This is a genomic window from Sutcliffiella horikoshii (genome assembly GCF_019931755.1).
Taxonomy (GTDB): Bacteria; Bacillota; Bacilli; order Bacillales; family Bacillaceae_I; genus Sutcliffiella_A; species Sutcliffiella_A horikoshii_E.
Genome location: NZ_CP082918.1, coordinates 2,274,949 through 2,294,485, shown reverse-complemented (window position 1 = coordinate 2,294,485; position 19,537 = coordinate 2,274,949). Strand labels below are relative to the sequence as shown.

20 protein-coding genes are annotated in these 19,537 nt (G+C 41.7%); 19 read left to right on the top strand and 1 reads right to left on the bottom strand.

The window, feature by feature from the left end; genetic code table 11:
- Positions 1-233 precede the first annotated feature (233 nt).
- The 13 genes from K7887_RS11635 (at position 234) to paaX (ending at position 12,352) form a co-directional block, all read left to right on the top strand.
- Positions 234-1,415, top strand: coding sequence for a DUF2812 domain-containing protein (locus K7887_RS11635; RefSeq protein WP_223489354.1), 1,182 nt, complete (start codon positions 234-236; stop codon positions 1,413-1,415).
- 155 nt (positions 1,416-1,570) lie between these two features.
- Positions 1,571-2,890, top strand: a complete 1,320-nt coding sequence (locus K7887_RS11630) for a phenylacetate--CoA ligase family protein (RefSeq protein WP_223489353.1) — start codon at positions 1,571-1,573, stop codon at positions 2,888-2,890.
- Positions 2,891-2,978: 88 nt separating this feature from the next.
- Entirely contained in the window at positions 2,979-3,947 is a 969-nt protein-coding gene (gene paaA / locus K7887_RS11625; RefSeq protein WP_223489352.1) for a 1,2-phenylacetyl-CoA epoxidase subunit PaaA, read from the top strand.
- A 17-nt stretch (positions 3,948-3,964) separates the two neighbouring features.
- Positions 3,965-4,312 (top strand): 1,2-phenylacetyl-CoA epoxidase subunit PaaB, encoded by a 348-nt coding sequence (paaB, locus tag K7887_RS11620; protein WP_223489351.1) that lies wholly within the window; start codon positions 3,965-3,967, stop codon positions 4,310-4,312.
- Entirely contained in the window at positions 4,309-5,130 is an 822-nt protein-coding gene (paaC, locus tag K7887_RS11615) for a 1,2-phenylacetyl-CoA epoxidase subunit PaaC (RefSeq protein ID WP_223489350.1), read from the top strand. The genes paaB and paaC overlap by 4 nt, the downstream gene beginning before the upstream one ends.
- A gap of 42 nt (positions 5,131-5,172) precedes the next feature.
- Positions 5,173-5,664 (top strand): 1,2-phenylacetyl-CoA epoxidase subunit PaaD, encoded by a 492-nt coding sequence (gene paaD, locus K7887_RS11610; RefSeq protein WP_223489348.1) that lies wholly within the window; start codon positions 5,173-5,175, stop codon positions 5,662-5,664.
- A gap of 92 nt (positions 5,665-5,756) precedes the next feature.
- Positions 5,757-6,065, top strand: coding sequence for an EthD family reductase (locus K7887_RS11605; protein WP_010193977.1), 309 nt, complete (start codon positions 5,757-5,759; stop codon positions 6,063-6,065).
- On the top strand, positions 6,058-6,837 hold the full coding sequence (locus K7887_RS11600; RefSeq protein WP_223489346.1) for an enoyl-CoA hydratase/isomerase family protein: 780 nt from the start codon (positions 6,058-6,060) through the stop codon (positions 6,835-6,837). Before K7887_RS11605 ends, K7887_RS11600 begins: the two co-directional genes overlap by 8 nt.
- 12 nt (positions 6,838-6,849) lie before the next feature.
- Positions 6,850-7,623 carry an enoyl-CoA hydratase-related protein gene (locus K7887_RS11595; RefSeq protein WP_223489344.1) on the top strand — a complete coding sequence of 258 codons (774 nt, stop codon included), beginning with the start codon at positions 6,850-6,852 and terminating at the stop codon, positions 7,621-7,623.
- Between the two features lie 24 nt (positions 7,624-7,647).
- Positions 7,648-9,165, top strand: coding sequence for an aldehyde dehydrogenase family protein (locus K7887_RS11590; protein WP_223489342.1), 1,518 nt, complete (start codon positions 7,648-7,650; stop codon positions 9,163-9,165).
- Positions 9,166-9,246: 81 nt separating this feature from the next.
- Positions 9,247-10,092, top strand: a complete 846-nt coding sequence (locus K7887_RS11585; RefSeq protein WP_223489340.1) for a 3-hydroxyacyl-CoA dehydrogenase — start codon at positions 9,247-9,249, stop codon at positions 10,090-10,092.
- Between the two features lie 21 nt (positions 10,093-10,113).
- Positions 10,114-11,325 (top strand): 3-oxoadipyl-CoA thiolase, encoded by a 1,212-nt coding sequence (gene pcaF, locus K7887_RS11580; protein ID WP_223489338.1) that lies wholly within the window; start codon positions 10,114-10,116, stop codon positions 11,323-11,325.
- 151 nt (positions 11,326-11,476) lie between these two features.
- Positions 11,477-12,352, top strand: a complete 876-nt coding sequence (paaX, locus tag K7887_RS11575) for a phenylacetic acid degradation operon negative regulatory protein PaaX (RefSeq protein WP_223489336.1) — start codon at positions 11,477-11,479, stop codon at positions 12,350-12,352.
- 482 nt (positions 12,353-12,834) lie between these two features.
- Here paaX and K7887_RS11570 read toward each other — a convergent pair whose 3' ends face one another.
- On the bottom strand, positions 12,835-13,350 hold the full coding sequence (locus K7887_RS11570; protein WP_223489334.1) for a gamma carbonic anhydrase family protein: 516 nt from the start codon (positions 13,348-13,350) through the stop codon (positions 12,835-12,837).
- A 79-nt stretch (positions 13,351-13,429) separates the two neighbouring features.
- Here K7887_RS11570 and K7887_RS11565 point away from each other — a divergent pair, with 79 nt between their 5' ends.
- The 6 genes from K7887_RS11565 to K7887_RS11540 all read left to right on the top strand — a co-directional run bounded on the left by K7887_RS11565 (position 13,430) and on the right by K7887_RS11540 (position 19,536).
- Positions 13,430-14,377, top strand: coding sequence for an NAD(P)H-dependent flavin oxidoreductase (locus K7887_RS11565; protein WP_223489332.1), 948 nt, complete (start codon positions 13,430-13,432; stop codon positions 14,375-14,377).
- A gap of 267 nt (positions 14,378-14,644) precedes the next feature.
- On the top strand, positions 14,645-15,643 hold the full coding sequence (locus tag K7887_RS11560; protein ID WP_223489330.1) for an ABC transporter substrate-binding protein: 999 nt from the start codon (positions 14,645-14,647) through the stop codon (positions 15,641-15,643).
- Positions 15,644-15,676: 33 nt separating this feature from the next.
- The gene (locus K7887_RS11555; protein WP_223489328.1) at positions 15,677-16,699 is read left to right on the top strand and encodes an ABC transporter permease; all 1,023 of its coding nucleotides are present in this window, start codon (positions 15,677-15,679) and stop codon (positions 16,697-16,699) included.
- Positions 16,677-17,471, top strand: coding sequence for an ABC transporter ATP-binding protein (locus K7887_RS11550; protein ID WP_223489326.1), 795 nt, complete (start codon positions 16,677-16,679; stop codon positions 17,469-17,471). Before K7887_RS11555 ends, K7887_RS11550 begins: the two co-directional genes overlap by 23 nt.
- Before the next feature lie 508 nt (positions 17,472-17,979).
- Positions 17,980-18,363, top strand: coding sequence for a thioesterase family protein (locus tag K7887_RS11545; protein WP_223489324.1), 384 nt, complete (start codon positions 17,980-17,982; stop codon positions 18,361-18,363).
- A gap of 36 nt (positions 18,364-18,399) precedes the next feature.
- Positions 18,400-19,536: a Leu/Phe/Val dehydrogenase gene (locus K7887_RS11540; RefSeq protein WP_010193997.1), complete on the top strand. Its 1,137-nt coding sequence runs from the start codon at positions 18,400-18,402 to the stop codon at positions 19,534-19,536.
- Position 19,537: the final 1 nt, after the last annotated feature.

Genomic DNA, 19,537 nt, shown 5'->3' with positions numbered 1-19,537 from the left:
AAAGGAAGAGGGCGGTCCTCATTAACGCTATGAAGACCTCAGTGGCGAGAAAAAAGAAGAAGAGAAGTCTTCATCGCCATGATGAAGACCTCAGTGCCGAGAATAAATGAGGAGAGAAGTCTTCATCCCGGGTTAACTGATCACTTATTTGAAAATATTCCCTTTACCCCCAAATCGTTCTAATATAATATTAAGGTTAGAGTGAAGATCGGTTGGGGAAGGATGACAGACACGTGAAAACAAAGAAAAAGATTTTATGGCTGGACTTATGGCAAATAGCCGAACAAGAAGCATGGCTCTCTGATATGGCTGCAAAAGGCTGGGAACTATCAAAAATGAACAGGCTGACGGCTCATTTTAAAAAAGCCGCACCTCAGACTGTTACCTTTAAAACAGACATTTTCAAGGAACCCATCAAACAAAATCCTGACCAACTCGAACAATATGAACAAGCCGGCTGGAAATATATCGCTTCAAGAGGTCCCCTGCATTTCTTCCGGAACAATCCTGATAGCTCCGTAAAAGATACACATACAGATCCAGTCCACCAAGCAGAAACTATTAACCAATTAAAAAGAACTCTAAAGGTAAGAGCATATGGTATTTTTTTAATTTCTTTGATAGGTATCGCTTTAGCTGTATTCATGCTTACTTTAGATCCTGTTAGTAACTATCTAAATGATGATTTTTTGTTTCCCTTCATACAGATTTTTATTTTCGTTGGTATAAATTTCATCATTTTAAAGGGACTAATCCACTTAAATAAGATAATAAAAAAGCTCCAATCCAACAAAAGAATCCAACCTGCAACTGACTATCGAAAAAAATATTTGCTGAATATGATTATAGGATTAAGCGTAATTCCTTTTTTTGCAGTCGTTTTCATATATGAGATCAGTAAATCAGGCAATACACCATTGGCAAAAAGTTTTCCGCCTATTCCAAAAGAGGAATTACCTGTCGTCAAGATTGAAGATTTTACTGATAGTAATTTCCATGAGCCATATTCTTATAAAGAAAACATTAATCGTGACAATTTCTACTTTGTAAATTCTAGCATCCTTGTGCCTGAGCAGTACGAACTTAATCAACTTGTCGAGGTAGAAGGAGAGAAATGGGAAGATGGAAGCAGGCCTTATCGTCCTTCTTTGACATCGCGTCAATATGTTGTACTGAACGAGGTTTTAGCCAAAAGGCTGTTCCGAAATTTAATAGATAGGCAAAAAGAACTCCATAGAGGAGATGCTACAGTCTACAAGACAGCTGCATTTGATGAAATGGTTGTTTTAGAGAATTCTGTTCTCTCCAGAAAAGACCATATCATCTATTATGTAACCTATTACGGCAAAGAACCTATTGAAAAGATTATTGACGCAATGGAACTAAAAATAACGGAGAAAAAGCAGAGGAGCTAAAAGCCTCTGCTTTTTAATCGCGAAAATAGAATCTTCAGAATTATCAGTTGACATTTCTTCCCTTCAGGGTTATTTTTATGATGTTGAACAATATTACATATTGTGTGATGTCGGAATATATTCGTTATATTAAAAAAGTGAAAGGGGAAATATCGATGATCTTACATGATTCTGAAACTCTATCTTTATCAGAGATGCAACTCCTTCAATCCTCCAGGTTGAGAGACACCGTACAGAAAGTCTTTCAACATGTTCCTTTTTATAGACAAAAAATAACTAGCTTAACTATTACACCTTCTGATATTCAAACCATCCAAGACATTCACAAACTACCTTTTACAACCAAAAAAGAACTGCGTGAGAACTATCCATTCGGACTCTTTGCTATCCCTCGAAGCCAAATAACGAGACTTCATGCCTCATCTGGAACCAGCGGGAAGCCTACAGTTGTTGCCTATTCCCAAGAAGATATCAACATGTGGAGTGATATTGCAGCTCGTGCCATTTCAATGGCTGGAGGTAAGAAAGGAGACATCCTTCATAATGCCTACGGGTACGGCCTTTTCACAGGAGGACTCGGACTTCATTATGGCAGTGAAAAACTTGGGATGATCACTGTTCCGGTTTCTGGCGGGAACACAGATAGGCAAATCCAATTAATTCAGGATTTCCAGCCGACTGTCATTTGTGGTACACCTTCCTATGTGCTTAACATAGCTGACAGAATGATAGATTTAGGTATTAATCCAAAAGAGACTTCTTTACAGTACGGAATTTTTGGAGCAGAGCCTTGGTCGGAAGAGATGAGAAAAACTTTAGAAGATAAATTAGCTATCAAAGCCTGTGATATTTACGGATTAAGTGAAGTAATTGGGCCTGGTGTGGCAATGGAATGTCATGAGGCGCAGGATGGACTGCATGTTGCAGAAGATCATTTTTATGTAGAAGTGATTAATCCCAAAACCTTGGAAGTCCTGCCAGAGGGGGAAGAAGGAGAGCTTGTATTCACGAGCCTTACAAAGCAAGCAATGCCAATCATTCGTTACAGAACCGGTGACATAGCTTCTATAAAAAGAGAGACATGTGTTTGCGGAAGGACGACTACGAAAATGTCGAGAGTCAAAGGAAGAGTGGATGATATGTTAATTATTAGAGGTGTAAATATCTTCCCTTCCGAGATTGAACATACATTATTGCAAATGAAAGATTTAGCACCACATTATCAGCTGTTCGTTTCGCGTGATCAAAGGTTAGATACTGTTGAAGTACACGTAGAGATGCAAGAGGATGTATTTTTGCAAACTGACATAGCCAAAAGGCAGGAAGAAATGAAGATCCTCGCACAAAAGGTGGAATATGATTTGAAGTCAAAATGCTTGATTAATGTGAAAGCAAGCGTGGTGGAACCTCGAACAATCCCCCGTTCTGAAGGGAAAGCGGTACGTATTGTCGACACAAGGTTTTCTCACGCTTAAAAAGTTCAGAACTTTCTGTGTTGAAAAACGTATAACATTATATTATAATGACGTTAAATAAACGTTATAGAAATAGGAGGCGGCGAAAATGACCAACTCATTATCGTTTGACCGCTTGACAGAAGAAGAGAAACATGAGCATTTTATGCAGCGTATCCAAGCTGGGGAAAAGATTGAAGCAGACGATTGGATGCCGGAAGAATATCGTAAAACATTAATTAAACTGATCTCGATGCATGCAATCAGCGAAATAATGGGAGCGCTTCCAGAAAAGGAATGGGTACCAAAAGCTCCTACTTTAAAAAGAAAGCTCGGGATCATGGCTAAAGTTCAGGATGAAATGGGCCATGGACAGCTTCTGTTGCGAGTTGCGGAAGATTTGATGGAACCTTACGGGAAATCCCGTGAAGAAATAATGCAAGATTTATTTTCAGGAGATTTAAAGTTTCATAATGTGTTTCATATGGAAGCACCAACATGGGGCGATGCAGGTCTTATCGGCTGGCTTGTTGACGGAGCGGCCATCATATCCCAGACGAATATGCTAGATGCATCCTATGGACCTTATGCGAGAGCGCTAAAGAGGATATGTGCAGAAGAAGTTTTTCATGCTCAACACGGCGAAGCGATTATTATGGCACTTGCAGAAGGAACAGAAGAACAAAGAAATATGATACAAGATTCCATTAATCGTTGGTGGGAAGCTTTATTGATGTTCTTCGGACCGGCAGATGCCTCCACAACTGGTACATCAAAGCAAGACATTACGATGAAATATAACATCCGCACCAAAAGCAATGAAGAACTTCGCCAAGACTTTTTCACGAAATACATCCCTAGAGTGTTATCGCTTGGCCTAACATTGCCGGATGAAACGATGCATTATGATGAGAAAGAAGATAAATGGATCTATAAACAGCCGAATTGGAACAACTTTAAAGATATTATCAGAAATAAAGGTCCTAAATCACAGGATCGCCTGAGATTGAGAATAATTGCACACGAAAATAATGCATGGGTTCGCGAAGCGTTAAGCTCCGAAACAACAGCAGGGTGAGGGGAGGAGCTTAAAAGTTGACTACAAAAGGTTTTTACAAAGAATTTGAAGTGTTCAGTAAGAGAACCCACACAGCTCCGATGCAATATCAGTTCAGTCTACTTGCACCCAATGAAGAGATTGCGCTTGTCATGGCACAGGAAAACTTTATGAGACGGGAACCTGCCGTGGATATTTGGGTGGTGCAACGCGGTGATATTCGGAAAATGTCTCAAGAAGAACGTCAATCCTTGCAGAGAATTGACAATAAGGACTACCGAAACACGAAAGGCTATGGATATTTGAAGAAAAAATGGCGCCACTATGAACAGGGGATGCTTGATGAGCAGGAAATCATGTCTTGGGGAGGGAAGAAAAAAGGATGAATATAGCAACGATAGAAGAAGCCAAAAGGGATGCATCCTATTACAAGGCCCTTACCGCGTTATTATATCAACTTGCCGATGACGATTTTATTATTGCTTACAGGGGATCTGAATGGCTAGGCCTTGCTCCGCATATTGAAGAGGACGTGGCGTTTTCTTCCATAAACCAAGATACAATGGGGCATGCTGCGATGTATTATCAACTGCTTGAGGATCTCGGCGAAGGGGATATGGATGCCCTTGCCCATGGAAGAAAAGCAACAGATAGAGTGAATGCGGTTCTATTGGAAATAGTGAACGGATCCGGAACCTATCTGACAGAACCTAAATATGACTGGGCATATACAGTTGTTAGGCATTATTTTTACACACAGGCCAAAAAAATTAAGGTCGAGGCATTGAAAAATTCCTCCTATGAACCTCTGAAACATGTGGCTGTAAAAGTGAATATGGAGCTTTACTATCACTTGTTACACTGGAGAACCTGGTTCAGACAGTTGTGCACAGCTAATGGCGAGGCTAAGACTAGAATGAAAGCAGCCATTGATAGAGTAATGGAAGACTTTGACGGCGTATTGTTAATGGGCCCAACTGGTGATCAGATTACACAGCACCAATTAATAGATTCTGAAGAGGATATTCGCCGCCGCTTTATTGATGAACTAACGTCTGTATTTGAAAATGTCGGATTGACTTTTTCTAACAATATGGGAATGAAAAGTGGTAACGGCAGAAAAGGTGAACATACCAAGGATTTAGATGATGCCCTCTTAACGCTGAGCGAAGTCTATAATAGCAATCCGGCAGCCGTGTGGTAATCATATACACCTTTTAGCCCAACAAAAAGGAATGATGACATCATGCAGGAAGAAGTAAATATCATGAAGGTTTGGGATGCCCTGCAGCATGTAAAAGATCCTGAAATAGATTCTGTCAGTGTTGTGGATCTCGGAATGGTGGAAGCAATTGATGTAAACAATCAGGAAGTGACTATTCAGATGTTGCCTACATTCATGGGGTGTCCAGCCCTTGATATCATAAAAAAGAATGTGGAAAACGAGATTAGTAGCTTAAAATTATTCGAGAAAGTGAAGGTGGAATTCATCTACCAGCCACCATGGACTTCTGACCGCATTACTGCACAAGGCAGAATCCATTTACAAGAATTCGGGATTGCACCACCGCCGACACTGGATGACTCCGGAGAATGGCATGTAGATTGCCCTTATTGCGGATCGACTTATACAACATTAGATAACATCTTCGGGCCGACCGCCTGTAGAAGCATTCTCTACTGCAAAGGATGCAAAAATCCTTTCGAAGCAATGAAACCCGTATCAACCATGATGTAAGTACCAATGCCTTACAGAAAAACCTTCTGTTCGGCAATTACATAATTAACGGCTCTGAAGAAATCCCGAGCCCATAAAAGGAGAGAGTTAGAATGGTAAAATTAATCGCGCTTTACAAACACCCGGAAAACAAGGAAGCTTTCGATCAGCACTACTTTGACACGCATGCACCTATCACTGCTAAGATCCCTGGTCTACGCAAGATGGAAGTAACGAAAGTAGTAGGCAGTCCAATGGGCGGAGAAGGCAAGTACTATTTAATGTGTGAAATGTATTACGATAGCCATGACGCTCTAAAGCAAGCAATGAGAACGGATGAAGCGAAAGCATCTGGAAAGGATTTAATGAGCTTCGCCGGCAATCTTGTTACTTTGATGATTGGTGAAGAAGTGAATGAGTAAAACGTACGAATATATCGAAGTTTCCATCGAAAGCTCGATCGGCATCGTCAAACTCAATAGACCTAAAGTGTTGAACGCAATCAATCGTCCGATGGTTTCAGAAATTGTGACCGTTTTAGAAGAGTTTGATCGAAACGATGAAGTCAAAGCTATGGTACTGGCTGGAAACGGCCGTGCGTTTGCCGCAGGAGCAGATATCGATGAAATGGCAGAAGCAACAGCGATCGAGCTTGAACTGTTAAATCAATTCACTGAATGGGATCGACTTGCTTGGGTAAAGAAACCTATTATCGGTGCTGTTCAAGGCTTTGCCCTTGGGGGAGGATTTGAACTTGCCCTCTGCTGTGACATCTTATTTGCAGCTCAAGATGCCGAATTCGGCTTTCCTGAAATTAGCCTCGGAGTCATGCCCGGAGCCGGTGGAACCCAGAGATTGACGAAACTAATGGGGAAATCAAAAGCAATGGAATGGCTGCTTACCGGTGACAGAATGAGTGCAAAGGAAGCATTGCACTATGGAGTGATCAACCGGGTCATCCCGAAAGAACTATTAATGGAAGAAACTATGAATTTCGCAAAAAAAATAGCTAAACAACCGCCTCTTTCCCTTCGATTGATCAAAGAATCTGTCCATAAGGCAGTGGACTATTCCGTCTATGAAGGGATGCAATACGAGCGAAAGAACTTTTATCTTTTGTTTGCATCCAACGATCAAAAAGAAGGTATGCGTGCATTTAAGGAAAAGCGCAAGCCCAAATTTGAAGGGGAATAAGGGGGAGATACCATGTTTGAAACCATTAAATATGAAGTAGTGAACCAGGTTGCCTGGATCATCATGAACCGGCCGGATAAATTGAATGCGTTTACAGAGCAGATGAACAAAGATATTACGAAAGCATTAAAGCAGGCAAGTTCGGATGAAAGTGTTCGGGCCATTGTCATTACCGGGGAAGGCAGAGCATTTTCCTCCGGTCAGGACCTTGCAGAAGTGGATGAAAATATGGATCACGGGCATGTCTTGCGTACAAGATATGGGCCAATGATGAAACAGTTGTCCCGTTGTGAAAAACCTGTCATTGCTGCGATAAATGGGGTTGCTGCCGGTGCAGGTTTCAGCCTAGCCTTAGCATGTGATTTTCGTATTGCCTCTGAAAAAGCAAGCTTTGTCCAGGCGTTTATACATGTCGGGTTAATCCCTGACTCTGGGAATCTGTATTTTCTCCCTAAATTAATAGGAACTGCAAAAGCATTGGAGTTAGCTATATTAGGAGAAAAGGTAAAAGCAGAACAAGCAAAAGAACTCGGGCTTGTCACCAAAGTGGTCCCAGTAGACAGTTGGAACGAAGAAGTGGAAGCTTTTGCGAACAAACTTGCTAACATGCCTACTCAAGCAATAGGACTCATTAAGCGTTCCATACAAGCTAGTTGGAACATGTCGTATGAGGAATATTTAGAACAGGAAGCGTATGGTCAGAGAATTGCCGGTCTATCTGTAGATCATAAAGAAGGGGTAACTTCCTTTATAGAGAAAAGGAAACCGGCTTTTAAAGGAAGATAATAAAAACTTAGAGGAGATGAGAGTATGTCTACAGTTAAAGAGCAAAAAATGGAGCAACTTGATATGAAACGAGACACTTATCAACTTATTATCGCAGGACAACGCATGGACAGTTCCACAGGAGAAACCTTTACCACGTACAACCCTGCAACAGGAGAAGCGGTTGCAACGATCGCGAAAGCTTCTAAAGAAGATGCGGAAAAGGCGGTCCAAGCAGCGCGTCAAGCATTTGATAAAGGAAAATGGAAGCTGTTTCCTTTAAACAAGCGTGCAAGAACATTAAATAAAATTGCATCTATCATGCGTTCCCGTTTCAATGAGTTGGTAGAGTTAGAGATTTTAGATACTGGTAAGTCTCTTGCAGCTGCACAAGGGCAAGTGATGCAAGCTATCGAAGACTTTGAGTTCTATGCAGGCGCTATCGTTGGACACCGGGGGTCTGTTAATAATGTTCCAGGACAATTCCACAACTTCACTGAAAAAGAACCGGTAGGCGTTTGTGCGCAAATCATTCCATGGAACTATCCATTAATGATGGCAGCATGGAAGATTGCCCCGGCAATAGCAGTAGGATGCTCCGTTGTCGTGAAACCAGCTACCCTAACTCCGCTAACTGCCATTGTATTAGGTGAAATATGCGTAGAAGCAGGAGTTCCTGAAGGAGTTGTCAACATCATCCCAGGTGCTGGGTCTGAAGTTGGAAACTACTTGGTGGAACACCCTCAAGTAGACAAAGTAGCATTCACTGGCTCAACTCCAATCGGAAAAGACATTATGGAGAAAGCTTCCCAGACACTTAAACGAGTAACATTGGAACTTGGCGGGAAGTCTCCTAATCTAGTATTTGAAGACGCAGACATTGATGCAGCAGTAGACGGATCTTTGTTTGGAATTTTCTATAACACAGGTCAATCTTGTGAAGCGCGCTCGCGTCTATATGTCCACGAAAATATCTATGACGCGTTTATGGAGAAGTTCGTAGAAAAAGCGAAAAAGCTTTCCCTTGGAGATCCTTTTGCAAAAGAAACTCATATTGGTGCAATCATCAACCAAGTTCAGTTAGATGTAATTGACGGCTATGTTCAATCTGCAAAAGAAGAAGGAGCTAACATCGTTTTAGGCGGTAAAGTGGCTAAAGTAGAAGGTTATGAAAATGGTTACTGGTATGAGCCAACCATTATCACAGGTGTTACACACGAAATGAAAGTAGTAAAAGAGGAGATTTTCGGTCCTGTGGTGGTTGTTATGCCATTTAGCGATGAGAAAGAAGCGGTTAAACTTGCGAATGACAGTGAATATGGACTAGGTTCAGCAATCTGGACGAAAGACCACGGCCGTGCAACCCGTGTTGCAAAACAAATTCAAGCTGGAATCGTGATGGTCAACTGCCCATTCTCCGCATTCCCTGGCACGCCGTTCGGTGGATATAAGCAATCCGGATTCGGCCGTGAGCTATGCATCGAAACACTTGATCTTTACACAGAAACGAAGAGCATCATTTCCTATTTTGGAAATCGCCCGCTTAATCCGTTCGGTGTATAAATAGAATAAATCTTAATCCTGGAGCAAAGAGGCATGGTCCTCTTTGCTTTTTTTACAGCATGATGAAGGAGGAGAGTCTAGATGGAAAAAGTAGTTGTTATCGGTTCAGGTGTTATGGGACGCGGTATTGCCTATGTAAGTGCGCTAGGCGGGTATCATACAACACTAATAGACGTGAAGGACGAACAGCTTGAAGGAGCCAGACACGAGATAGAAGCCATCATTACCAAAGGGTTGGATAGAGGAAAATTAACAGAGCACGTTGCAGGGGAATTAAGAGATAGTCTATATTATTCTACCAAACTTGAAGAAGCCGTGATGGAAGCCAACCTTATTATAGAAGCGGTACCAGAGAATATGGAAATCAAAAAATCTGTCTACGAAAAAATAGACAAGGTTGCACCTGCGCATTGTTATTTTGCTTCCAATACCTCTACCATGAGTCCAACTGAAATAGGAAGCTTCACATCGAGACCGGAAAAAGTAATAGCGATGCACTTCTTTAATCCAGTACATAAAATGAAGCTTGTCGAAATAGTCCGTGGTTTGGAAACAAGCGATGAGACGGCAGAATTTATCCGTAATGCTGCAGAAAGAATGGGGAAAGAAACGGTGGTTGTCAATGAATTTCCTGGCTTTGTGACAAGCAGAATCAGTGCGCTTGTCGGGAACGAAGCCTTTTACATGTTGCAAGAAGGTGTGGGTACACCTGAAGAAATTGATAAAGCTATCAAACTTGGACTTAATTATCCGATGGGGCCATTCGAACTTGGAGACCTGGTGGGATTGGATACACGGCTAAATAACCTGAAGTATCTTCATGAAAAGTTAGGCGAAAAATATCGCCCGGCACCGCTGCTAGAAAAGTATGTGAAAGCCGGAAGACTGGGCAGGAAAAGTGGAAAAGGAGTTTATGACTACCAATAAACAACGAGAGAGGTGTCCATTATGAAGGAAGTTGTAATTGTAGATGCTTGCCGAACACCGATTGGAAGGTATAAAGGTGCGTTAAAGGCCGTTCGCCCAGATGACCTTGGGGCAATAGTAATCAAGGCCCTTGTCGAAAGAAATCCAGGTGTGCCCGTAAATGAAATTGAAGAAGTCGTGTTCGGAAACGCCAATCAGGCAGGAGAAGATAACCGCAATGTTGCACGGATGAGTGCTCTATTGGCTGGTCTTCCGGTAGAAGTGGCAGGAACAACTATCAACCGTTTATGCGGCTCCGGTCTCGATGCTGTAAATTATGCGGCACGCGCCATCATGGTGGGAGAAGGCGACATTTTCATAGCTGGAGGGACAGAGAGCATGACAAGGGCTCCTTTTGTCATGGCAAAGCCCGAAATGGACTATCCTAGAGGAAACATGGAGTTAGTGGATACAACCATCGGCTGGAGATTCACCAACAGAAAGCTTGAAAAAATGTACGGTGTCGACACGATGCCTCAAACAGCAGAAAACGTGGCAAGAGAATTCTCCGTCTCCCGCGAAGATCAAGACGTATTTGCCTTTGAAAGCCAGCAAAAAGCAAAAAAGGCAATGGAGTCGGGCCGCTTTAAGGAAGAAATGGTACCAGTTACTATTATGGATAGAAAAGGCAAGGAAACAATTGTTGACTGCGACGAGCACCCACGACCTGAGACGAGTCTGGAAAAACTGAGTACACTAAAGCCAATTTTTGGCGAAGGCACGACAATCACTGCAGGTAACGCGTCCGGTGTCAATGACGGTGCATCGGCATTGCTCCTGATGAGTGCAGAAAAAGCGAAGGAGCTTGGCTTAAAGCCTTTAGCGAGGTATATTACTTCTGCCGCTGCAGGGCTTACTCCTTCTATAATGGGAATAGGGCCAATTTACGCTACCAGGAAGGCACTCGGTCGGGCAGGACTGTCTGTTGGAGAGATAGACCTCATTGAGTTGAATGAAGCATTTGCATCTCAATCACTTGAATGTATGCGCCAACTGGAATTAGATCCTAGTCGAGTGAATGTAAACGGGGGGGCGATTGCGTTTGGCCATCCTCTTGGTGCCAGCGGGGCAAGGATTCTGACTACGCTGGTGCATGAAATGAACAAGCGGGAAGTGCGATACGGCCTTGCGACAATGTGTGTAGGTGTAGGTCAGGGGATCGCGACGATAGTAGAGAGACCACAAGAATCATAGAGCTTGATACTCTATGATTCTTTGGGGTGTTTTTTTGGAGGATGCTTGGATAAGTTTTCCGTTCCGTCTTTTCTATAACGCGTTACTCTGATAAAATGAAATTACTGTAATATAGCGATTTATCTTATGTGGTAGAAAGAGGATGCAGGAAATGAATACAAGATCAATGATTTTCACTTTATATGGTGACTATGTTAGACATTATGGGAATAAAATTTGGATCGGAAGTTTGATCAAATTACTAAATGAATTTGGTCATAATGATCAAGCCGTGCGTGCGGCAATATCACGCATGAATAAGCAGGGATGGGTCCAAGCGGAGAAAAAGGGAAACAAAAGTTATTACTTTTTAACAGAACGAGGCGTTAAGAGAATCGATGAAGCTGCCAAACGTATTTTCAAGCTGAAGACGGATAGCTGGGATGGAAAATGGCGCATGCTCATGTATACCATTCCAGAAGAAATCAGAAGTGTCCGGGATGAACTGCGTAAAGAGTTGGTATGGAGTGGCTTTGGAACGTTATCAAACAGTTGCTGGATTTCGCCCAACTCGTTGGAAAAACAAGTACAAGACCTTATTGCCAAATACGAAATAGAGGAGTATGTAGACTTCTTTATTTCTGAATATCATGGTCCATACGAAAATGAACGACTTGTTATGAAAAGTTGGGATCTGAATGAGATAAATGGAAGGTACCAACAATTTATTCAAGAGTATAGTCAGAAGTATATCATCGATAAGAATAAGATTGGAAAAGGTCAAATGACCGACGCCGAATGTTTCGTGGAGCGGACGAAGCTTGTCCATGAATACAGAAAGTTTTTGTTCGTTGATCCGGGTCTGCCTGAAGAGCTTTTGCCGGATATGTGGCTTGGCAGTCATGCAGCTTCTTTATTTAGTGAGTATTATAAAGAGTTGGCGGAGCCTGCTTCCCGCTTTTTTGAAGGTGTCTTTGAGGATGGAAATGAGCTGGAATTGAAGGATAAGAAGTATGATGTGATGAATCATCCTTATATTATGGAATGATGGGGGCATTTCCACTTTAGATGGTGGAAGTGCTTTTTGTTTTTGGTGGAGAAAATCAGTTTACATAACTTTGTTATGGTACATTATACTTATGTCGATTTTTTGTTGAAAGGTAGAAGGTGGGCCGAAAAGTGTAGAAGGTTTGTTATTTATGGTAGAAGGGCTTTTAGAAAGTGTAGAAGGTTCATAGTTTAATGTCGAAGATCATCATAAAGTTGTAGAACCTAACAAATTAAATATAAAAAGCCAGAATCGATAAAGACCAATTCACCAAATATCGAATCAAAGCATCTTGATGAAGACCTCCCTACTCTTATTTTCTCGTCACTGATGTCTTCATCACCTCTATGAAGACCTCCCTGCTCCTATTTCCTCGTCACTGGGGTCTTCATCACGACAATCAAGAATTACACTAATGATGATTCAACAAACAAAAAACCGAGCCATTTATCCAGCTCGGTCCTGCACGTAACTTCCGTCTATTATTCTCCCAATTCCCCCTGATAATCCTTCCCTTTTTGCACATATGTATCAATGGACAACTGTATGAGCTCCAAATCCTTGTCTGTTAATTCACGAATAACCTTACCAGGGGACCCTACAACCAACGAACGTGGAGGAATCTTTTTACCGGAAGGAATTAATGTATTGGCACCTATGATACTTTCTTCCCCAATATCAGCTCCATCCAAGATTGTGGAACCCATACCTACGATGCATCTTTTTCTAACCGTGCAGCCATGAAGAATGGCAGTATGCCCGACGGTTACTTCATCTTCAACCACCAACGGGAATCCTTCGTATAAATGTGCAGTTACATTATCCTGGATGCTGCATCTTTTACCAATTGTAATCGGTCCTTCATCCCCTCGCAGAACCGCGTTAAACCAAACAGTCGATTCTTCTCCAATCGTTACGTCACCGATAATTCGAGCGCCTGGTGCTACAAATACAGAATCATGAAGTTGAGGTTTTTTTCCACCAAAAGGATAAATCATTTATTACTCACTCCCTAAATATTATTGTCTAAATATTAAAATTAGTATAACATTATTCTTACGAGGGGTGAAATAATTGATGAATAAACTACGAGAAATACTAAAAATAAATTTTCCAATCATCCAAGGCGGAATGGGAAATATCAGTAATGCTACATTAACTGCAGCTGTCTCGAACGCAGGCGGCCTCGGTACAATAGGGGCAGGAACGTTGAAGCCCGAAGATGTGGAAGAGATCATCATAAAAACGAAACAACTCACGGAAAAACCTTTTGCAGTGAATGTTGCTTTGTCGGTTTCTCCATATACAAAAGAAGTTCTGAAGCTCATTATTAAGCACCAGGTACCGGTTGTCTCCCTATCAGCCGGGAATCCAGCTCCTTTTATTCCTATGCTAAAAGAACATGGGATAACGATCATTTGTGTGGTAGCTTCTCCTAAGCAGGCGATGAAAGCAGAAAATGCTGGCGCTGATATTATTGTGGCAGAAGGTTATGAAGCTGCCGGTATTAATTCTAACCTTGAAACAACCACTATGACATTGATTCCACAAGTGGTAGAGGCTGTGTCCATTCCTGTTGTAGCAGCTGGGGGAATAGGGAATGGAAAAGGGCTTGCTGCAGCTATCGCCCTTGGTGCCTCTGGAGTGCAGATGGGGACTAGATTGATAGCTACGAAAGAAGCACCTTTTCACCATCATTACAAGAATTCCATCTTAGCGGCTGACGATCAGGGGACTGTCATTGTTGGCAGAACAGTCGGAAGAGTGAGACGGGTTATTCGTACTCCATATGCAGACCTGCTTCTTAAAAAAGAGCAGGAAGGGATTACACTTGAAGAGTTTAATTTGTTAACTACTGAGGATCACCACATTAAAGGTGCAGTAGAAGGTGAACTCGAGCAAGGGTTTATTAACGGCGGACAAATATCAAGTATCATCCAAACAATCCCAAGTGTAAGTGAACTTTTTGAGCAAATGGTGACGGAAGCAAAAGAGCAACTACAAAAAGCAGTTGCCCAATTATAAATGTCAAGAAACCTCTTATGCATTCAGAGGTTTCTTTTTTTATTTACAAAAAGAAAAAGGGTTTTAGGGAAAAATGGCGTATTTATTGTAAAATAATAAATTTATTTAAATTTTTCGAATATATTGACACTATTTGTTTTTTGGTGTTAATATAACGTTGAAAAAACGAATGACGTTTTATCCATCATAGACCATCACATAATGTAAACGGTTTCAAAAGCTTACATAATTTTATGTAGCTTAAAAACATATATAAGGGGGATAAGTATGAAAAAGTTCAAGATGAAATCTATTTTGGCAAGTATGGCATGCGCAGCTTTACTAGTTGGCTGTAGTTCCGATTCAACAAGCGGGGATGCAAAGGACCAAGTGGTTGTAGGGGTAACCCAAATTGCTGAGCATCCTTCATTGGATGCTGCGTTTGAAGGGTTCAAGAAGGCGCTAGAGGACAATGGCTACAAAGAAGGCGACAATGTCAAATATGATGTTCAAAATGCCCAAGGAGATCCGAATAACAATAAGCCTATTGCAGACAAGTTTGTTGCAGACGAGGTGGATTTGATCTTTGCTAACTCTACTCCAAGTGCGCAAAGTGCTTTGCAGGCAACAAAAGATATTCCTATCATTTTTACATCTGTAACAGATCCTGTTGGTGCAGAGCTGGTAGAATCCTTTGAAAAGCCAGGTGAAAACATCACAGGCACTTCAGATACACATCCTGATGCAATTGCTACTACGATCAATTTCATGGTAGACGAGCTTGGTGCGAAAAATATCGGAGTTATCTATAATACTGGTGAACAAAACTCCGTTGTACAGGTCGAAACTGTGAAAAGTCTTGTTGAGGAAAAAGGCGGAACTCTAGTAGAAGCATCCGTTTCTACATCTGCAGAAGTTCAGCAGGCTGCTGAATCTTTAATTGGAAGAGTAGATGCTATCTATATGCCTACAGATAATACGGTTGTTTCAGCTATACAATCACTCATTACAGTTGCAACGAATGAAAAGATTCCTTTGTTTGCAGGAGATCTTGATTCCATGGAAGCAGGAGCAGTTGCGGCAAGTGGATTCAACTATTACGACTTAGGTTATGAAACTGGCTTAATGGCTGTTCAAGTTCTTAAAGGAGAAAAAGATCCTTCTGAAATTCCTGTTTCTTACCCTCAAAGCTTGAAATTAACTATTAACACAGAAGCTGCAGAAGCTCAAGGCTTGGAAGTGCAAGATGCTTGGACGGAGTTTGCAGAGTTCTATGATGAAAAATAAGAAATTTTAAGACAACGAGGAGATGATTCTGACATGGTAACAGCAATTTTTGGTTCAGTCGAATTGGGAATCATCTACGCGATCATGGCCCTAGGGGTATATCTTTCCTTTAGGGTCCTTGATTTTCCCGATTTGACGGTAGATGGTAGCTTTGTAACTGGCGCTGCAGTTGCTGCGACAATGATTGTAAGTGGCTATAGTCCCGTCACAGCTACAGTGGTGGCGATGGTCGCAGGATTTATCGCAGGGTGCATTACCGGTTCCTTACATACGTTTGGAAAGATTAATCCACTATTATCTGGTATTTTAATGATGATTGCCCTATATTCCATCAATTTGCGAATTATGGGAAGGTCGAATGTTCCATTATTAAATAGTGATACCTTTTTCACCAACATCCGTTCTTGGTGGGGGAATACCGGGATAGATGAATTTTTAAACAATATTTTCTCCACTATCGGTTTAGGTGCATTTGTACCTAGAACATGGGGAATCATCTTCATCATGTTGATAGTGACGTTTGCCATTAAAATCATAACCGATTTGTTCTTGAAGACGGAAATCGGTTTGGCAATCAGGGCTACAGGTGATAATAAGCGGATGATTCGAAGCCTTTCTGCCAATACAAGTGGACTGGTTATTCTTGGTCTAGGGATTTCCAATGCCATGGTTGCATTTTCAGGGGCATTGATCGCTCAGCATGGCGGGTATGCAGACGTTGGAATGGGGATCGGGATGATTATCATCGGTTTGGCATCTGTTATTATCGGAGAGGCCATTTTTGGTACTAAAACGATTGCATGGACCACGTTTGCCGTTATCGGCGGTGCCATCATCTATCGTATTGTTGTGACGCTTGCATTGAGGGTGGAATTTTTAGAAACCGGTGACTTGAAAGCCATTACGGCAACCATTGTTATTTTGGCGCTTATCACCCCTAAATTCATTGATGGCTACAAAGATCGAAAGAGGAAAAAACAGAAGATGCTAAAACTGGGATCTTTACAATCTGCCAATGAAAAGGGGGATCAACGTGCTACATTTAACACAGATTAACAAGATCTTCAATGAAGGAACATTAGATGAAAAAAATGCGCTTGATACCATCAACCTTTCCTTGAAAAAAGGCGATTTCGTTACCATCATCGGTAGTAACGGTGCCGGCAAGTCCACTTTGATGAATATGATTTCAGGAGTGCTGACGCCTGATACAGGAAAGGTAGAGATTGATGGACGCAATGTCACTTATATGGCAGAGCACAGAAGAGCCAAATATATCGGAAGGGTGTTCCAGGATCCGATGGCAGGAACGGCTCCTACGATGACGATTGAAGAGAATTTGGCAATGGCCTATTCACGAGATAAAAATCGCACCTTAAAGATGGGTGTGACAAAAAAGAGAAAAACCTATTTCAAAGAGGTGCTCGAAACGTTGCACCTTGGTTTGGAAAATAGATTGAGTGCAAAGGTTGGATTGCTTTCAGGTGGGGAAAGACAAGCATTGTCACTTTTGATGGCAACATTCACAGAACCTGATATTCTGCTTTTGGATGAGCATACTGCTGCACTTGATCCTTCTCGTGCAGAATTGATTACCAACATCACAAAAGAAATCGTTGCAGAAAAAGGGTTGACCACACTGATGGTGACCCACAACATGCAGCAGGCTTTGGATCTGGGGAATCGCTTAATTATGATGGATAAGGGGCAAATCATTCTTGAAGTGGGAGAGGAAGAAAAGAAATCTCTTACCATTGAACGATTGTTAGCTGAATTCCAGCGAATTCGCGGTCAAGCAATGACCAACGACAGAGCATTGTTAAGTTGATAGTAGAAGGGGGGAATGACCTGGTCATTTCCTCTTTTTTATTGTTTAAGAAATTATAAAATTATGGAATGCTGGATTCGTTGTGATGAAGACCTCAGTGACGAAGAAACCCGAGAAGAGAGGTCCTCATCACGCTTATGAAGACCTCAGTGACGAAGAAAATGGAGAAGAGAGGTCCTCATCCCGCTTATGAAGACCTCAGTGACGAGGAAAAAGAAGGAGAGAAGTCCTCATCACGCTTATGAAGACCTCAGTGACGAGGAAACCGGAGAAGAGAGGTCCTCATTGCGCGTATGAAGACCGCAGTGACTTGAAATCAGTAGAAGAGAAGTCTTCATCGCCGTTATCCTTCCTCCCGCAAGGCGTCTGCGCGTCTGTCATTCCAATCAACATAACTTCTCACCATCTATGATTGACTATTTATAAAATTTCTACAATTTATTGACTGTTCATTTAACGAAATGTTATTATAGCGTTGAATAAACGTTATACGTTTTGAGGTGAGCACATGAAGCCGGAACTAACCTTAGGTACGAAACATTCCATTCAAATCACCGTTACCAATGAAATGTTTGCCCAGTTTGAAGGAGAACTAGTGCATCCCGTGTACTCCACAGCAATGATGGTCTATCACATGGAGTGGGTTTCACGGCAAATAATTTTAGGGATTTTGGATGAGACAGAAGAAGGAATGGGTGCAGAAGTTAAAGTGAAGCATCTGGCACCGGCAAAAGAGGGAACCATTTTAACGTTAGAAGCAACGGTAGTGGGTCTTAAAAAGAACTTCATCATCACAAAAGTCCTAATATTTTCTGAATATCGTGTTGTTGGCGAAGGGGAAGTTACGCAAGTTATATTACCAAAAAGTAAAATCATAACAATGATAGACTAAAAGAATAATGGAAAAAGGGTGGTTGCTTTGACAAATATGAAAACGCTTACTTCTGAAGTCGGGGGAATGGAAATGTTCGATAAAATTCAACAACACCAACAAGTTGTATTCTGTAATGATCCAGATACAGGTTTAAAAGCCATTATTGCGATACATAACACAACTTTAGGGCCTGCTTTAGGCGGATGCCGGATGCAACCATATCAATCAGTGGATGCCGCATTATATGATGTTCTTCGTCTTTCAAAAGGGATGACCTATAAATGTGCAGCAGCTGATGTAGACTTTGGCGGAGGGAAGGCGGTCATCATTGGTGACCCTAATAAAGACAAAACGCCTGAACTATTTAGAGCGTTCGGTCAATTTGTCGAATCGTTAAACGGACGTTTTTATACTGGCACAGATATGGGAACATCACCAGAGGATTTTGTGCATGCCTTAAAAGAAACAAATTGTATTGTGGGAGTAGATGAGGTGTATGGCGGAAGTGGGGATTCCTCCGTTCCAACAGCTCAAGGAGTGATCTACGGAATTGAAGCGACAAACCTTACACTATGGGGTTCAAAAAACCTTTACGGAAAAAGTTATGCAATCCAAGGACTTGGGAAGGTCGGGGCAAAAGTGGCAGAGCAGCTAATGCATGCTGGAGCGGACATTTATGTATCTGATATCAATGAATTCGCCATTAACCAACTTGTGTCCAAAGCGAAAGAAATTGGAGCTGGTATCAAAGTGGTTGGCGGAGATGAAATCTATTCGGTGGATGCAGATGTATTTGTACCGTGCGCCCTTGGAGGCATCATTAACGATCAGACAATAGAACAGTTGAAGGTAAAAGCAGTAGTAGGTTCTGCCAATAACCAGCTGATCGAAAATCATCACTGTGCGATGCTGCAGGAAAAAGGAATCCTCTATGCTCCAGATTACATTGTCAATGCCGGTGGACTGATTCAAGTGGCAGATGAACTATATGAACCGAACAAAGAGCGTGTTCTTCGCAAAACAATGGCTATCTACAACTCTTTGATGGATGTATATAAAGAAGCAGAGAAAATGAATATTACGACAGTGGAAGCAGCAAATAATTTCTGTGAACAGAGATTAGTAGACAGAAGCAGAAGAAACAGCTTCTTTACACATTCCAAGCGACCAAAATGGTCAGTACGAGTTTAAT

Bases quoted from the DNA above. Each gene is read 5' to 3' on its own strand.
- K7887_RS11630 (WP_223489353.1), top strand. From the start codon at position 1,571: ATGATCTTACATGATTCTGAAACTCTATCTTTATCAGAGATGCAACTC.
- paaA (WP_223489352.1), top strand. From the start codon at position 2,979: ATGACCAACTCATTATCGTTTGACCGCTTGACAGAAGAAGAGAAACAT.
- paaC (WP_223489350.1), top strand. From the start codon at position 4,309: ATGAATATAGCAACGATAGAAGAAGCCAAAAGGGATGCATCCTATTAC.
- paaD (WP_223489348.1), top strand. From the start codon at position 5,173: ATGCAGGAAGAAGTAAATATCATGAAGGTTTGGGATGCCCTGCAGCAT.
- K7887_RS11605 (WP_010193977.1), top strand. From the start codon at position 5,757: ATGGTAAAATTAATCGCGCTTTACAAACACCCGGAAAACAAGGAAGCT.
- K7887_RS11600 (WP_223489346.1), top strand. From the start codon at position 6,058: ATGAGTAAAACGTACGAATATATCGAAGTTTCCATCGAAAGCTCGATC.
- K7887_RS11595 (WP_223489344.1), top strand. From the start codon at position 6,850: ATGTTTGAAACCATTAAATATGAAGTAGTGAACCAGGTTGCCTGGATC.
- K7887_RS11590 (WP_223489342.1), top strand. From the start codon at position 7,648: ATGTCTACAGTTAAAGAGCAAAAAATGGAGCAACTTGATATGAAACGA.
- K7887_RS11585 (WP_223489340.1), top strand. From the start codon at position 9,247: ATGGAAAAAGTAGTTGTTATCGGTTCAGGTGTTATGGGACGCGGTATT.
- pcaF (WP_223489338.1), top strand. From the start codon at position 10,114: ATGAAGGAAGTTGTAATTGTAGATGCTTGCCGAACACCGATTGGAAGG.
- paaX (WP_223489336.1), top strand. From the start codon at position 11,477: ATGAATACAAGATCAATGATTTTCACTTTATATGGTGACTATGTTAGA.
- K7887_RS11570 (WP_223489334.1), bottom strand. From the start codon at position 13,350: ATGATTTATCCTTTTGGTGGAAAAAAACCTCAACTTCATGATTCTGTA.
- K7887_RS11565 (WP_223489332.1), top strand. From the start codon at position 13,430: ATGAATAAACTACGAGAAATACTAAAAATAAATTTTCCAATCATCCAA.
- K7887_RS11560 (WP_223489330.1), top strand. From the start codon at position 14,645: ATGAAAAAGTTCAAGATGAAATCTATTTTGGCAAGTATGGCATGCGCA.
- K7887_RS11555 (WP_223489328.1), top strand. From the start codon at position 15,677: ATGGTAACAGCAATTTTTGGTTCAGTCGAATTGGGAATCATCTACGCG.
- K7887_RS11545 (WP_223489324.1), top strand. From the start codon at position 17,980: ATGAAGCCGGAACTAACCTTAGGTACGAAACATTCCATTCAAATCACC.
- K7887_RS11540 (WP_010193997.1), top strand. From the start codon at position 18,400: ATGAAAACGCTTACTTCTGAAGTCGGGGGAATGGAAATGTTCGATAAA.